This window comes from Leuconostoc palmae (assembly GCF_019656075.1).
Lineage (GTDB): Bacteria > Bacillota > Bacilli > Lactobacillales > Lactobacillaceae > Leuconostoc > Leuconostoc palmae.
On sequence record NZ_BPKZ01000007.1, the window covers coordinates 17,293 to 31,305 of the forward strand.

Below are 14,013 nucleotides of genomic sequence, written 5' to 3' on the forward strand. Positions count from 1 at the left end.
TGTTAAATCAAATAAAAAACGGCAATTAGCAAGCTATCCGTGCGCACGGATAGCTTGCTAATTGCGTTTTAAAAAGACACTATTGCTAGTAATTTAAATACTTGTATCAGATAATAAAGTTATTAAAAAGAAGTGGAGTATAAGTTTATGACAGTCATGCTACCGCAACAACTTAAGAAACTACGTTTACAACATAATCTATCTCAAGAAGATATTGCTTCTAAACTATTTGTTTCTAGACAAGCTGTTTCAAGATGGGAATCAGGAGACGCTACACCGGACTTAACCAATTTGGTAAAACTATCGGAAATTTTAGAAACTTCCTTAGATAATTTAGTTTTAGGTTTAGAAAATCAAACTAGTTTAGACCAAGAATCCAAAAAAATTGATCCGACTGAATTTGTATTTGATCCTACAAAAAATGAATATGTGCACAGACATCATCCGATGACTTTTTGGAATTTTTGTGCGGATTATTGGTGGTTGATATTTCCAATTGGCGGATTTCTAAGCTGGTTTATACCAAAAATAGTTGAATCATTTAAATAAAAAAGCAGAACGAATTCGTTCTGCTTTCTTATTTGTTAGCTTCAATAGTAACAATATTACCTTCAGAGTCTTTGATTTTGAATGCAATTTTATTACCAAAGCGTTCTTCAGGGTCACCTAAAATAGGAATAAAGTTATTGCGTAAGTGTTTTTGTAGGTCATTTTGATGATCACGTACAAGCAGCTCTAAAGACTGTATTTGTTTTCCAGGAACGAATGTAATATCTTCGCCATCCAAAATAAGATGACGCCTATCTAATTGCCCAGATTGTGGTAAATCAAATACATCACGCCAGAATCGGTAAGCACGATTGACATCTACAGCAGGAATTGTTTTTATGTTTAGTTTTCGTGGTTTCATAATAGTTATAAGTATAGCGAAATTTAACTAATTTTCAACTTATCAGTGTATGTATAATTATACTCACCCAAAAAAGCCTATATATGGTAAACTTAGACTTATGGCATTATTAGAAGTAAGTGGCCTTAGTATGGCCTACGCAGAAAAAACTTTATATGAAGACGCAGCCTTTGAACTACAGCAAGGCGAACATATGGGAATTGTTGGACAAAACGGTGCAGGTAAGTCAACGCTTATTAAAATCGTGACAGGGCAAGAATTACCGTTGTCTGGCAAAATTGATTGGCAAAAAGGGCTTAAAATTGGATACTTAGATCAGTACGCAGAGATTCCAGATGGTATGAATTTGGTCGCTTTTTTGCATACAGCTTATCAAGATTTATATGATAAACAAGATCGTATTACAGCACTTTATAACGAATACGCAGAATCAATGAATGACAAACTACTAGAACGCGCTGGACGTATGCAAGAAGAATTGGATGCTGCAGGGTTCTACGATGTAGATACGCAAATTGAACGAGTGATTTCTGGATTAGGGTTAGAAGCCATTGGGAGAGACCGTGAACTTGAGCAGATGTCAGGAGGACAACGTGCTAAAGTTATTTTAGCTAAACTATTGTTAGAAAATGATGATGTCATTATCTTAGATGAGCCAACCAATTACCTTGATGTTGCGCACATCAATTGGCTAGAAGATTTTCTACAAAGTTATGAAGGATCAGCAATGATCATTTCGCATGATTTTGATTTCCTTGATAAAGTAACTAATGCAATTATTGATGTTTCTTTTGGTAAAATAACTAAGTTTAGAGGGTCTTTCAAAAAGGCAATGCGACAAAAAGAAGAACGAGCAGAGCAACAGTTGCGTCAGTATGAAAAGCAACAGGGAGAGATTGAAAAAGCACAAAAGTTTATCGCTAAAAACAAAGCGCGTGCATCAACTTCTAAACAAGCAAAGTCCAGAGAAAAAATGCTTGCACGTATGGATAAGGTTGATCCACCATCAGAGACGTTGCAAGCTAAATTTAATTTCCCGTATGTGAATTCCCAGTCTGCCAATGCCTTAACAGTGAGCGATCTATCAGTGGGCTATGTAACACCTGTACTTGAACCTGTTACATTTTCTATCACAACAGGTCAAAAAATTGTTTTTAAAGGCTTTAACGGCGCAGGTAAATCAACACTCATTAAATCTATTCTTGGTATTATTCCTGCACTACATGGTGAGTCAGAATTTTCACCTTCAGCAGTTGTTAACTATTTTGACCAAGATTTAGAGTGGGAAAATGATAGCAAAACACCTTTGCAAGAAATGCAAGATAGATTTCCAACATTAGAACCTAAAGCATTGCGTACCCGGTTAGCAGCAGCCGGAATTAATGCCGAAAATGCTCAGAAACCATTGCAACAGCTTTCGGGTGGTGAGCAAACTAAAGTTAAATTGGCCATCATGGAAATGAAACCAAGTAATTTCTTAATTTTAGATGAGCCGACAAATCATCTTGATGAAGGAACTAAAAACGCATTACGTTCCGCCATCGATAAATTCCCTGGAAATGTCATTATTGTTTCCCACGAAGTTAGTTTTACCAAGGGATTTGGAGATCGCGAATTAAACGTTGCTGCGTTGTCATTTAAAAAGGAAACAGACTAAAATGAATGAACTACTCACACAAACCAACATGCCAGCGAACATAACGGTAATGGATGTAGTCGATTCAACAATGATAAAAGGTCGAGAAATGCTTGAAAAGGGTATTTCTCGGCCTTTTGCTGTTGTTGCAAATAAGCAAACTGCCGGGTACGGTAAATTTGGCAGACAATTTTTTTCGCCTCATGGCAGTGGTATGTATATGACATTTGTTTTTGACATTGCTGGGATATTTGATGCTGGTCTATTAACGACAGGTGTTGCTTCAACAATCGCTAAAGAAATCTTTAAAGAGACCGGCATCCAAGTATCGTTGAAGTGGGTGAACGATTTGTACTATCAAGATCGTAAAATAGCTGGTATTTTGGCAGAAGGTATTTTAGTAGAGGGAAAAGTTAAATATGTTAGTATTGGTGTGGGATTAAATATCTTATCCACTGTTGTTCCTGAAGAATTAAGGGATAAGATTGGTGCTTTGAACATTCATGTGGATAAAAACAAGTTATTACGCAATATTTTCACAGCAATGCAACAAGAATTCAAAGGTTATCAACAAGGTATACATTTACCCTACTATGCCGAGCATGCTTATCTAAAAAAACGAGATGTTTCAGCACATGTTGGTCAACAAATTATTTCTGGAACGGTTAACGGTATCGGTAGCCATGGACAGTTACTAATTACTGACCATAATGGGATTAAACATGAATTATTCAGTGGCGAAGTTACCAAAATTAATTTTTAATTAGTAAAATTTAGTAAAAGACGAATTGATTATTTGTTAATTACAAGTATGGTAATTATAACTAAAACATCTGCTATAAAGTGAGTAAATATATTATTTTGGACTATTAGAGAAAGTATCAAGTGCATGACGTTCATTTAAATCAAACTTATTATCATTGATTCTGTTGACAAATTAAAAAAATTAAAATAGAATGAAAACAATGAGAAAATCATAGAGGTTGCTACAAACAAGAGTCACTTGTGGAGTATGAATAGATACTGTGAAGCAAGTAAAAGGGGATGTAGCCGAAGCGCTGAAACTATTCAATCAGTTAGCTGGGGCATAAGTTAATAGCTTATGAACTGTCGCAGTTGCGGGGTGCTATGACAGATACGATTGTTTTTGACAATCCGTGACTGCCGTGTCTGGTAGCCACGGATTTTTATTTTTATGTGAAAAGAGTGTGAAAAATGGTAGAAGCGATAACGCGACCAACCCGAATAGAAATATCCAAAAAAGCACTAAAAAATAATGTTTCAGTTGTCAAAAAAACATCTGGGGCGGATAAAATTTTTTTGGCGGTAAAGTCAAATGCTTATGGGCTAGGCTTGATTCCGACGTCTAAAGCAGCTGTTGAGGGTGGTGTATACGGATTAGCAGTTGCAATTGTTGATGAAGCGTTGGCCTTACGACACGAACGTATTACTGAACCAATACTCATTTTAGGTATCTCACCAGTTGAATATGCAGAAGTGATGGCAGTACAACATATCATGGCAACAGTTGTGTCGTTAGATTGGCTTAAAGAAGCAACAAAGTACTTAAGTGGGGAACAAAGATTACATGTTTCCTTGGGAATTGATACGGGGATGGGACGTATAGGATTCCGAGAACGTAGCCAACTGGCTGAAGCGATAAGTTATGTTCAAGAACATGCGGATTTGTTCGATTATGTCGGGCTAGCGACTCACTTTGCTGAGTCTGATTCAGAAGATACAAGTTATTTTGAAATGCAATTAAATCGTTGGCACCAATTAACAGATGGCTTATCAAAACCAGAATACTACCATGTAGCAAATTCTGGGGCTGCTATGTACCATGCAGATGAAGTGCCACATGAAGTTATTCGAGTGGGGACTGTATTGTATGGTGTAGAACCATCTCGCGGTCAACTTGCTGATGGCAAAGAACTGCAACCAGTGATGTCGTTACATAGTGAAATTAATTTTGTTAAGAAACTATCAGCTGGTGAAGGAATCAGCTATTCTCATAAATACACAACTTCTGGTGAAGAGTGGATTGGTACTGTTCCTATAGGATACGGTGATGGCTGGTTAAGGAAAATGACTGGCTTTAAATTAATTATCAACGGGGAGTATGCACCAATTGTTGGGCAAGTCGCAATGGATCAAATGATGATCAGATTACCACAAGAATATCCTGTGGGTACTAAGGTCACTTTGATTGGAGAAAATGGTGGTTTGGAAAACACGATTGAAGATGTTGCTCAACACGCAGGTCTTGCACCGTGGGAGATAATGACTGGAATGCAAGATCGCTTACATCGCATTTTAGTCGATTAATTAGTAATCATTCTTGGGAGGGAATCAAAACATGTCAGAAAATCAATATAATGTTGCTATTTTAGGAGCTACTGGAGCTGTTGGCACGAGATTAATTGAACAATTAGAGTCATCAACCATTTCTGTAAAAAACTTAAAATTATTAGCATCAAAACGTTCAGCTGGTAAACAATTAACTTTTCATGGGCAGAAACATATTGTAGAAGAGGCAACACCAGAAAGCTTTGAAAATATTGATATTGTTTTGGCATCAGGTGGTGGTGCAGTCTCGCAAAAGTTTGCGCCTGAAGCAGTCAAACGTGGTGCAGTGGTGGTCGATAATTCGAGCTTTTGGCGAATGAATGACAATGTACCACTTGTCGTGCCTGAGGTTAACGAAGCTGATTTAAAGAATCATAATGGTATTATTGCTAATCCAAATTGCTCCACTACGCAAATGGTAGTGGCATTAGAACCAATACGTCGAGCATTTGGCTTAAAGCGTGTTATTGTGTCCACTTATCAGGCAGCCTCAGGAGCCGGTCAATCTGCTTGGAATGAGTTAGTTGATCAGACGACCGCATATAATAATCATCATGAAATGATGCCAAATATTTTACCAGTGAAAGGTGAAAAAAAGCACTATCCTTTAGCGTACAATTTGTTACCCCAAATTGATGTATTTGAACCAGATGGTTATACACATGAAGAATGGAAAATGATTCATGAGACTAAAAAAATTATGTTCGGTGATAAAAACTCTAAAGCTATTAAAGTAACTGGTACAGCTGTTCGTGTGCCCGTTCTAGTTGGGCATGGGGAGGCAGTTTATTTTGAAACAAATGATCATTCTGGTGCAAAAACTGCTGATATTCAAGCGGTCCTAGATAGTGCCGAAGGTGTTATTTTGCAAGACAATCCAAAAGAGCAGCTCTATCCACAACCACTAACGGCTGAGGGAAAGCGTGAGACTTTCGTTGGACGTGTTCGTGAGGATTTAGAAACGGATGATGCCTTTCATATGTGGGTTGTGTCAGATAACTTGTTAAAAGGAGCAGCCTGGAATACGGTTCAAATAGCTGAACGACTAGTAGCATTAGATTTAGTACGCGTACCTGAGGGTGGAGCTGATAAATTCTCGACGATGTAACGTGTTACAATACAGTTATGGAATTTATCATCTTACTCACTTTTACAATTATATTAATGTTTGGTATGCAATACCAAATTAAAAGAAATCCTGCAACGCTGTCAGTTGGCACTTATGGGATTTTTATTATACTTATTTTTATTGGAATGATTGCACTTGCATTCAATAGTCCTCTGGTGGGTATGTATCATATTTTCGTATTAAGTTATTTTTTTGCTAGTATAGTGGGGATTTTTTTACTTTTAAGCATTGGGTGGTACAGTTATAAAAAAACGAAAAAAAGCTATATTCTGAGCTTAATACTAGTCTATTTAGCTATCAACATCATGTTGTTTAATTATCATGACGTCTTTTTTTCTTTGATGATGTTACCCAGTTATTTTTTGATACAATTTGTCCGTTTTTTGATTAGCAGCATTGTTTACGGTATGGTCATCAAAGCACCAAAAAAGGGGCCATTAGTTGTATTAGGTGGTGGTCTGGTGAATGGCTACCAAATTGGAGATATTGTTGACCAGCGTATAGCAGCTGCTGTCAACGATGCTAAAACAATTAATCCGTTTCCGACAATTGTTTTTTCAGGGGGACAGGGGGAAGACGAATTGATTAGTGAAGCGGAGGCAATGAGAGACTGGGCAGTTAAAAAGTATCAAGTGCCGTTTAGTAAAACGATGTTGGAAAATAGATCGCGTAATACGTATCAAAATTTGCAATTTTGTCATGAGATGCTGCCAGAGCAATCATTTACTTTTTATACGAGTAATTATCACGTGTTGCGCGGGGCGTTACTGGCACAAAAACAAAATATCAATGTGCAGGGACGCGGTGGCTATGTTAACTGGCAATACCGTATTCCGGCATTTATTAGAGAGTTTGCTGGTACTATGAGTATTTATAAATGGCGACAAGTATTTTGTGCTTTTTCTTGGGTGGTTATTGTCTTTATAGGCTTAATTTTTAAATAAAATAGAAATGATTAACCACAACATAATTAAAATATGATGGCGTAAAGTAGTTTGTTGTTATATCAGAGTGATACAATCAAAAATTGATAGAATAATAATAATTGTTAAAAATAGCACATGATAATGTCATGTTTCCTGTCATGAATTTAGACTAATCTTATCAAAACAAGTAAAATATTTATTAGAACAGAATGGGGTTTACAGACTGCAATTAAGAATATTCTTAATTGTGCTGTCGCCTTTTTTTGTATCAGAGCTAATTGCTCCGTATGGAAGAGTACAAGAATAAGGAGAAGTTTACGCATGCCAATGATTGAGTTTAAGAATGTCGAAAAATACTACGGAAAATTTCACGCGTTAAAAAATATTAACCTGAAAATTGATGAAGGTGAAACCGTTGTTTTAATCGGACCATCTGGGTCAGGGAAATCAACACTTATCAGAACAATCAATGGTCTAGAAGAAATTCAAGAAGGGCAATTGCTAGTTAATGGGTTTGATTTGCATGATCCAAAGACTGATATGAACCGTATTCGCAAAAACGTTGGGATGGTTTTTCAGCATTTTAACTTGTACAATAACAAATCAACCATTGAAAATGTTATGTTAGCACCACGTATTGTCTTGAAACGTAGTGAATCTGACAATAAGCAAACAGCAATGGCGCTATTAGAAAAAGTTGGTCTTGCAGATAAAGCTGCAAATATGCCTTCTGAATTATCTGGTGGTCAAAAGCAACGTGCAGCAATCGCCCGTTCTCTTGCTATGAAGCCCAAGGCACTATTATTTGATGAACCAACTTCGGCGTTAGATCCGGAAATGATTGGGGATGTTCTCGATGTTATGAGGGATATTGCTAAAGATTCTTCTATGACAATGTTAGTTGTGACGCATGAAATGAGTTTTGCCAAAGCAGTGGCTGACCGAGTGATTTTCATGGCGGATGGTGAAATTTTGGAAGACAGCTCGACTAAAGAATTCTTTGAAAATCCTAAAGAAGAGCGTGCCAAGAAGTTCCTTAGCCAAGTTGCAGATCATTAAAAAGTAGAGGAGGGTGTTTAGCGTAAGCAAAACACGCATTTTATTATGGAAAAAGCTAGAAAGAGACAGTTTGGCATTATAGCAACAATTGTTTTAGCTGCCGTTATTGTCCTCGGATTAATGTGGGCAACAGCCACAGCTAAGAAAAATGCAGAACATCAAGATACATTAGCCCGTGTTGAAAAGTTGGGAAGAATTGTTTGGGGCGTTAAAGCCGATACTAAATTATTTGGCTTGATGAACACAAAAACAGGGATACCCGAAGGGTTTGATATTGATATTGCAAAAGCATTGACTGTTCAAATCTCAAAACAGACAGGTGTGCCAATGTCCGCTGAGTTCGTACCCGTATCGTCTTCATCCAAAATGCAATTAATCAAAAATACAAACATAGATGGCTCGGTTTCAACAATGACAATTACGCCAGAACGTAAAAAAATAATAGATTTTACTGATCAATACTTTGATGCAGGACAATCAATTTTAGTCAAAAAAGATTCTGGCATTAATTCCATTAAAGATATGAATGATTCAAAATATACAGTTATTGTTGTTGTTGGTACAACAGCAGCCACTGAAACTAAAAAATTTGCACCAAAAGCTAAAATATTAGCTGTTCAGGATTATGCTACAGGTATGCAAGCTTTGAAGAGTGGTCAGGGTCAAGCGATGTCTACAGATAATGCGATTTTATATGGATTTGCGACTGAAAATCCTGATTATCATATTGCAGGTAGCACATTTACACATGGACCTTACGGTATAGCATTTGATAAAAACCAAGGACCAATGATACGTGAAGCAAACCAGGCTTTAGCAACGATCAAAGAAAATGGCGAATACAATAAGCTAATTAAAAAGTGGTTTAGTGATGTCCCTGGTCTTGATTGGCATAGTTTGGAGGCAAAATGATGGCACTATTAGAAAACAATTTTCCGACTTTTATGCAAGGGTTCGGGTACACATTATTATCTAGTATTATTGCACTGATTGGGTCAATGATTTTAGGAACAGGATTTGCCATTATGCAAATTATGCCTCAAGTATGGATACGTAAAATCGGCAATATTTATGTTCAAATTTTTCGAAATATTCCTTTATTAGTAATTACTTTCTTTTTTTTCTTAGTCGTATCTAAGTACGTTAAGATGAGTGGATTTACATCAGGTACTGTTGCTCTCATGCTATATACATCTGCTTTTATTGCTGAAACAGTACGTGCGGGTATTTTATCAGTTGATGCAGGTCAGATGGAAGGTGCAAGAGCAAATGGTTTATCTTTTGGACAAGCTTTGAGATTTATTATTTTGCCACAAGCATTTCGTGTTGCTTTACCATCTTTGGGGAATCAGTTTATTAATTTGGTTAAAAATTCGTCAATTTTGGCGTTTGTCGGTGGATTGGATTTAATGTATCAAGGGAACATGATTGCAGCCACTACATTTGAAACGTTTAGTACGTATATCGTAGTTGGTATTTTCTACCTGATTATTACTTTGCCACTCAGCTACTATATGCAACACCTTGAGCGTAAGCTCAAGCACGCAGCTTAAGGAGGAATTATGGTTACATTAGGAATTTTTAGTGCCTTTACACCACAAAATATCCTTTACTTGTTGGGTGGATTGGGCATCACGGTTGGGGTATCTATTATCTCAGTGATTTTAAGTTTAATTTTTGGGTCAATAGTCGGCATTATTCAGTTTGAAAGGTTACCGTACTTTTCAAAATTCGTTGGTACAATAAACAACGTTATCAGAAATTTGCCACTGTTGTTAATTATTTTCTGCGTTTATTTTGCCCTACCTAAAATTGGGATTCACTTACCAATTTTTTGGGCAACAGTTGTTGCTATGAGTACATTTGAATCAGCTATGTTGGCTGAAATTGTTCGTGGCGGATTAGAATCTATTGATAGAGGCCAATTTGAAGGCGCTCGCGCTAATGGATTATCAAATATGCAAACAATGTTCTATATTGTATTGCCACAAGCATATAAAAAAATGATTCCACCCATTATTTCTCAGTTGATTTCTTTGGTTAAGGATACAAGTTTGGCAATGGGAATTGTATTAGCTGAAATGACTTATCGAGGACAAATTGTTTATGCACAAAATTCAACTTATATTATCCCTGTCTTGATTGCAATTACGTTAGTGTATTTCATTTTGAACTATGGTTTATCATTAGTTGCTCGTTGGGCAGATCGAAAATTAGCTTAGAATATTAATAATATAATTTGTAAATGAGAAAAATGAGTGATAAACTAATTATTACAGATTAACATTAAAAATATATTGATATATATCTTAGGAGGATATATAGTATGGAAACTTGGAAAAAGGTAGCTATCGGTGCCGCCGCGGTTGTTGTCGTTGGTGGCGGAACCCGTGCAGCTGGTTTATGGGGTGGAGACAAAAGTTCATCTAAGGATACATTAAACTTTTCTTTGCCTACAGACATTCAAACACTGGATATCTCAAAAAATACGGATCAGTATTCTAACCAGATTATTGGTAACACCGGTGCAAACTTGTTACGTGTAGATAAGAAAGGGAAACTAGCACCCGAACTAGCTAAGTCAGTTAAGGCCTCTAAAGATGGGCTAACATATACTGCTACCTTACGCGATAATTTAAAATGGTCAGACGGTAGTAAGCTAACAGCACAAGATTTTGTGTATTCTTGGCAGAGAATTGTAAACCCAAAAACAGCTTCACAGTATGCATATTTAGCTACTGGTGTTAAAAATGCTGATGATATAATGAAGGGTAAGGCTGATGTCAAAACATTAGGCGTTACAGCAAAGGGAAATGTTATTACTTTCCAGCTCGATCATCCGATGCCACAGTTTGAATATTTACTCTCATTCAGTAACTTTATGCCACAAAAAGAATCGTTTGTAGACAAGCAAGGTAAAAGTTATGGTACGACCTCTGATAAGCAAATTTATTCAGGGCCATACAAATTTGCAGGGTGGAATGGAACAAATGGTTCATTTAAATTAGTTAAAAATGATAATTATTGGGATAAAGATGCTGTCAAGACCAAGACAGTGAATTATCAGGTAATTCAAAAACCTGAAACAGCAGTACAAATGTATAAACAAGGTAAATTGGATGAAGCTGATTTGCTAACTACTGATTTATATCAAGCAAACAAGAATCAAAAAGGAATTGTCAAAGTACCTGAAGCTCGAACAGATTATATTGAGTACAACCAGACAGGCAAAAATAAATTCTTGTCAAATGACAAAATTCGTGAAGCGCTTAATTTAGCAACAAATCGTGACGAATTAGTTAAAGAAGTAACAGGTGGTGTGTCAACAGCAGCTACAGCATTAGTACCTGCTGGATTGGCTAAAACAGCCTCAGGTGAAGACTTAGCAAAATACGTTGCGCCAGGATATACCTATGATAAGTCTAAAGCTGCAGAGCTTTTCAAAGAAGGATTGAAGGAGTTAGGTACAGATAAAGCTACTCTGACTATTGAAGCAGCCTCAGATGCACCAGTTAACAAGACGATGGTTGATTATTTGCAGGGATCATGGCAAAAAGCATTGCCTGGTTTAACTGTCAATGAAAAATTTGTACCATTCAAACAACGTTTGCAAGATGCACAAACACAGAACTTTGAAGTATTATTGACAGCTTGGGGTGGTGATTATCCAGAAGGTTCAACATTCTATGATCTGTTCAAGAATGGTAGTTCTTACAATGACGGTCAGTTTACTAATGATGCTTATACTGCCGCAGTTAACAAGGCTGAGACAACCGATGCGTTGAATCAGGCAGGTCGAGATCAAGATTATAAGGATGCTGAGTCAGCTTTGTTTAAGAATTCTAACTATAATCCATTAGTTTCTAAAGCACATTACTCATTACAAAATAGTAACGTTAAAGATGTTATTCGCAGTACAACTGGATTAATCGAAGATTTCAAATACGCTTATCGTAAATAAGAAAGCAAAAATTGAGCTAATAGCCAAAAGAAATCTGTAGGCTATTAGCTTTAATTTTGAGGAAGAAGAGTATGTGGAAATATATTTTAAAGAGACTTGTACTGATGGTCTTTACGTTATTCTTGGTGATCACGGCAACATTTTTCTTAATGCAAATAATGCCTGGGACCCCGTTCAATAATCCTAAGTTAACCCCACAGGCATTAGCTCAGCTGAAAACAACTTATGGTTTGGACTTACCCCTTTGGCAACAATATTTAAGTTATCTAGTGGGGGCAGTTCATGGTGATTTTGGAACGTCATTTCAATACCAAAATCAATCTGTTAGTATGTTGATAGGGCAAAGGCTACCTGTTTCAGCCCACTTGGGTGCACAAGCACTAGTTGTGGGTATAATTGCTGGGCTAATCATGGGAGCAGTATCGGCAAGGAATAAGAACAACAAAATTGACGGCACCTTAGGCATCTTGTCAACACTTGGGATATCTGTTCCTAGTTTTATTTTAGGTATTGTATTTGTTTACCTTTTTGGATTTAAATGGCCTATTTTTCCAGTATCAGGATGGGGAGATTCGTTTTCACAAACGATTTTACCAACCTTAGCTCTGGCGGCTAGTCCAGCAGCCATTACGACACGATTTGTGCGATCTGAAATGATTGAATCATTGAGTTCTGACTACGTTCAATTAGCAAAAGCTAAGGGATTAAGTGACAAGGAAATTGTTAATAAACATGCTTATCGAAACTCAATGATTCCGGTATTGACACTTGTTGGACCAATGGCAGCAGGTTTATTAACAGGATCAACATTGATTGAACAAATATTTTCAATTCCAGGTATTGGACAACAATTCGTTACATCTATTCCATCAAAAGATTTTCCAGTTATTATGGGAACAACCATTGTCTATGCAGCAATGTTAATGGTTATGATTTTGATCACGGATATATTGACAGCAATTATTGATCCACGTGTTCGTTTGCAATAAGGAGGCTTATGATGACAGCAAATACTGAAGACTTTGTCATCGTTGGTGCAAAAAATTCTGATGCCAACGAACATATTTCAAAGCCAGCTTTATCGTTTTGGCAAGATGCATGGCGTCGACTCAAGTTAAATAAACTAGCAGTTATTTCAATGTGGTTTTTAATTTTAATTTTAGCGTTTGCTGTGATATCAAACATTTTTGTACCACAAAAAGATGCCAATGCTTTTAATTCTGATAAAGTTGGTGTTTATAAAAATCTACCGCCAAACTCTGGTTTACCTATTCCAGGATGGGATGGTAAGATTAAAGCGCCCGGAGATAATGCATCAACAGATGTTTATGAATCACAAGGTGTTCCTGATGGTGAAAAGTTTATTTTGGGAACAGATAATATTGGCCGTTCCGTAGCTAAACGTGTGACTGTTGGTTTGAGAATTTCCTTGTTAGTAGCAATTGTTGCTACTTTAATTGACCTACTTATCGGTGTTGCTTATGGGGTTTTTGCCGGTTGGAAGGGTGGCTGGATTGATAATACTATGCAACGTATTATCGAAATTTTGTCTTCCATCCCTAATTTAATTATTGTGACGATGCTAGGTCTATTATTAGGTAATGGTATTCTCTCAATTATATTGGCTATTGCCATGACTGGTTGGCTCGGCATGGCAAGACAAGTTCGTAATATGACACTATCCTTAAAAGAACGAGATTATGTGTTAGCAGCACAATCTCTAGGTGAAAGTTCATTTAAAATTGCGATTAAACATTTAATCCCTAATATGGCGGGAACCATCATTGTGCAGGTCATGATGACGGTGCCAACAGCAATCATGTTTGAAGCTGTTTTGTCAGCAATTAACCTAGGTGTTAAACCGCCAACCGCATCTTTGGGATCTTTGATTTCAGATGCGCAAGCGATGTTACAATTTTACCCATACCAGGTGTTAATTCCATCTGCAATTTTGGTCGTAGTATCATTAGCATTTGTGCTGTTGGGTGACGGATTGCGTGATGCATTTGACCCACGCGCGAGTGAAGATTAAGGAGTCTGCAA

14 protein-coding genes and 1 riboswitch are annotated in these 14,013 nt (G+C 36.9%); of the genes, 13 read left to right on the plus strand and 1 reads right to left on the minus strand.

Going from position 1 to position 14,013, the window contains the following annotated elements; all coding sequences use genetic code 11:
* The first annotated feature begins 147 nt into the window (after nucleotides 1-147).
* On the plus strand, nucleotides 148-549 hold the full coding sequence (locus tag K5Q12_RS04770; RefSeq protein ID WP_220742574.1) for a helix-turn-helix transcriptional regulator: 402 nt from the start codon (nucleotides 148-150) through the stop codon (nucleotides 547-549).
* Nucleotides 550-577: 28 nt separating this feature from the next.
* Here K5Q12_RS04770 and K5Q12_RS04775 read toward each other — a convergent pair whose 3' ends face one another.
* Nucleotides 578-910: a lactoylglutathione lyase gene (locus K5Q12_RS04775; protein WP_220742575.1), complete on the minus strand. Its 333-nt coding sequence runs from the start codon at nucleotides 908-910 to the stop codon at nucleotides 578-580.
* Between the two features lie 100 nt (nucleotides 911-1,010).
* Between K5Q12_RS04775 and K5Q12_RS04780 the strand changes: the two genes are divergently transcribed.
* The 12 genes from K5Q12_RS04780 (at nucleotide 1,011) to K5Q12_RS04835 (ending at nucleotide 14,002) form a co-directional block, all read left to right on the plus strand.
* Nucleotides 1,011-2,567, plus strand: coding sequence for an ABC-F family ATP-binding cassette domain-containing protein (locus tag K5Q12_RS04780; protein ID WP_220742576.1), 1,557 nt, complete (start codon nucleotides 1,011-1,013; stop codon nucleotides 2,565-2,567).
* Nucleotide 2,568: 1 nt separating this feature from the next.
* Nucleotides 2,569-3,309 (plus strand): biotin--[acetyl-CoA-carboxylase] ligase, encoded by a 741-nt coding sequence (locus tag K5Q12_RS04785; protein WP_220742577.1) that lies wholly within the window; start codon nucleotides 2,569-2,571, stop codon nucleotides 3,307-3,309.
* A 206-nt stretch (nucleotides 3,310-3,515) separates the two neighbouring features.
* A riboswitch (Lysine riboswitch) is annotated at nucleotides 3,516-3,683 on the plus strand.
* 78 nt (nucleotides 3,684-3,761) lie between these two features.
* On the plus strand, nucleotides 3,762-4,874 hold the full coding sequence (alr, locus tag K5Q12_RS04790; RefSeq protein ID WP_220742578.1) for an alanine racemase: 1,113 nt from the start codon (nucleotides 3,762-3,764) through the stop codon (nucleotides 4,872-4,874).
* Nucleotides 4,875-4,905: 31 nt separating this feature from the next.
* The gene (locus tag K5Q12_RS04795) at nucleotides 4,906-6,003 is read left to right on the plus strand and encodes an aspartate-semialdehyde dehydrogenase (protein ID WP_220742579.1); all 1,098 of its coding nucleotides are present in this window, start codon (nucleotides 4,906-4,908) and stop codon (nucleotides 6,001-6,003) included.
* 17 nt (nucleotides 6,004-6,020) lie between these two features.
* Nucleotides 6,021-6,968, plus strand: a complete 948-nt coding sequence (locus K5Q12_RS04800; protein ID WP_220742580.1) for an ElyC/SanA/YdcF family protein — start codon at nucleotides 6,021-6,023, stop codon at nucleotides 6,966-6,968.
* Between the two features lie 303 nt (nucleotides 6,969-7,271).
* On the plus strand, nucleotides 7,272-8,009 hold the full coding sequence (locus K5Q12_RS04805; protein WP_281418946.1) for an amino acid ABC transporter ATP-binding protein: 738 nt from the start codon (nucleotides 7,272-7,274) through the stop codon (nucleotides 8,007-8,009).
* A gap of 45 nt (nucleotides 8,010-8,054) precedes the next feature.
* Complete coding sequence (locus K5Q12_RS04810) at nucleotides 8,055-8,921, plus strand: transporter substrate-binding domain-containing protein (protein WP_220742581.1); 867 nt, start codon at nucleotides 8,055-8,057, stop codon at nucleotides 8,919-8,921.
* The gene (locus tag K5Q12_RS04815) at nucleotides 8,921-9,562 is read left to right on the plus strand and encodes an amino acid ABC transporter permease (protein ID WP_220742646.1); all 642 of its coding nucleotides are present in this window, start codon (nucleotides 8,921-8,923) and stop codon (nucleotides 9,560-9,562) included. Before K5Q12_RS04810 ends, K5Q12_RS04815 begins: the two co-directional genes overlap by 1 nt.
* Nucleotides 9,563-9,571: 9 nt before the next feature.
* A complete protein-coding gene (locus K5Q12_RS04820) occupies nucleotides 9,572-10,231 on the plus strand; it encodes an amino acid ABC transporter permease (protein WP_220742582.1) in 660 nt (219 codons plus the stop codon).
* Between the two features lie 104 nt (nucleotides 10,232-10,335).
* Nucleotides 10,336-11,970, plus strand: coding sequence for a peptide ABC transporter substrate-binding protein (locus K5Q12_RS04825; protein ID WP_220742583.1), 1,635 nt, complete (start codon nucleotides 10,336-10,338; stop codon nucleotides 11,968-11,970).
* A gap of 71 nt (nucleotides 11,971-12,041) precedes the next feature.
* Entirely contained in the window at nucleotides 12,042-12,959 is a 918-nt protein-coding gene (locus tag K5Q12_RS04830; RefSeq protein ID WP_220742584.1) for an ABC transporter permease, read from the plus strand.
* An 11-nt stretch (nucleotides 12,960-12,970) separates the two neighbouring features.
* Nucleotides 12,971-14,002, plus strand: a complete 1,032-nt coding sequence (locus tag K5Q12_RS04835) for an ABC transporter permease (protein WP_220742585.1) — start codon at nucleotides 12,971-12,973, stop codon at nucleotides 14,000-14,002.
* Nucleotides 14,003-14,013 lie beyond the last annotated feature (11 nt).

Excerpts from the sequence above, each read along its gene's own strand:
- K5Q12_RS04770 (WP_220742574.1), top strand. The coding sequence starts at position 148 with ATGACAGTCATGCTACCGCAACAACTTAAGAAACTACGTTTACAACAT.
- K5Q12_RS04775 (WP_220742575.1), bottom strand. The coding sequence starts at position 910 with ATGAAACCACGAAAACTAAACATAAAAACAATTCCTGCTGTAGATGTC.
- K5Q12_RS04780 (WP_220742576.1), top strand. The coding sequence starts at position 1,011 with ATGGCATTATTAGAAGTAAGTGGCCTTAGTATGGCCTACGCAGAAAAA.
- K5Q12_RS04785 (WP_220742577.1), top strand. The coding sequence starts at position 2,569 with ATGAATGAACTACTCACACAAACCAACATGCCAGCGAACATAACGGTA.
- alr (WP_220742578.1), top strand. The coding sequence starts at position 3,762 with ATGGTAGAAGCGATAACGCGACCAACCCGAATAGAAATATCCAAAAAA.
- K5Q12_RS04795 (WP_220742579.1), top strand. The coding sequence starts at position 4,906 with ATGTCAGAAAATCAATATAATGTTGCTATTTTAGGAGCTACTGGAGCT.
- K5Q12_RS04800 (WP_220742580.1), top strand. The coding sequence starts at position 6,021 with ATGGAATTTATCATCTTACTCACTTTTACAATTATATTAATGTTTGGT.
- K5Q12_RS04805 (WP_281418946.1), top strand. The coding sequence starts at position 7,272 with ATGCCAATGATTGAGTTTAAGAATGTCGAAAAATACTACGGAAAATTT.
- K5Q12_RS04810 (WP_220742581.1), top strand. The coding sequence starts at position 8,055 with ATGGAAAAAGCTAGAAAGAGACAGTTTGGCATTATAGCAACAATTGTT.
- K5Q12_RS04815 (WP_220742646.1), top strand. The coding sequence starts at position 8,921 with ATGGCACTATTAGAAAACAATTTTCCGACTTTTATGCAAGGGTTCGGG.
- K5Q12_RS04820 (WP_220742582.1), top strand. The coding sequence starts at position 9,572 with ATGGTTACATTAGGAATTTTTAGTGCCTTTACACCACAAAATATCCTT.
- K5Q12_RS04825 (WP_220742583.1), top strand. The coding sequence starts at position 10,336 with ATGGAAACTTGGAAAAAGGTAGCTATCGGTGCCGCCGCGGTTGTTGTC.
- K5Q12_RS04830 (WP_220742584.1), top strand. The coding sequence starts at position 12,042 with ATGTGGAAATATATTTTAAAGAGACTTGTACTGATGGTCTTTACGTTA.
- K5Q12_RS04835 (WP_220742585.1), top strand. The coding sequence starts at position 12,971 with ATGACAGCAAATACTGAAGACTTTGTCATCGTTGGTGCAAAAAATTCT.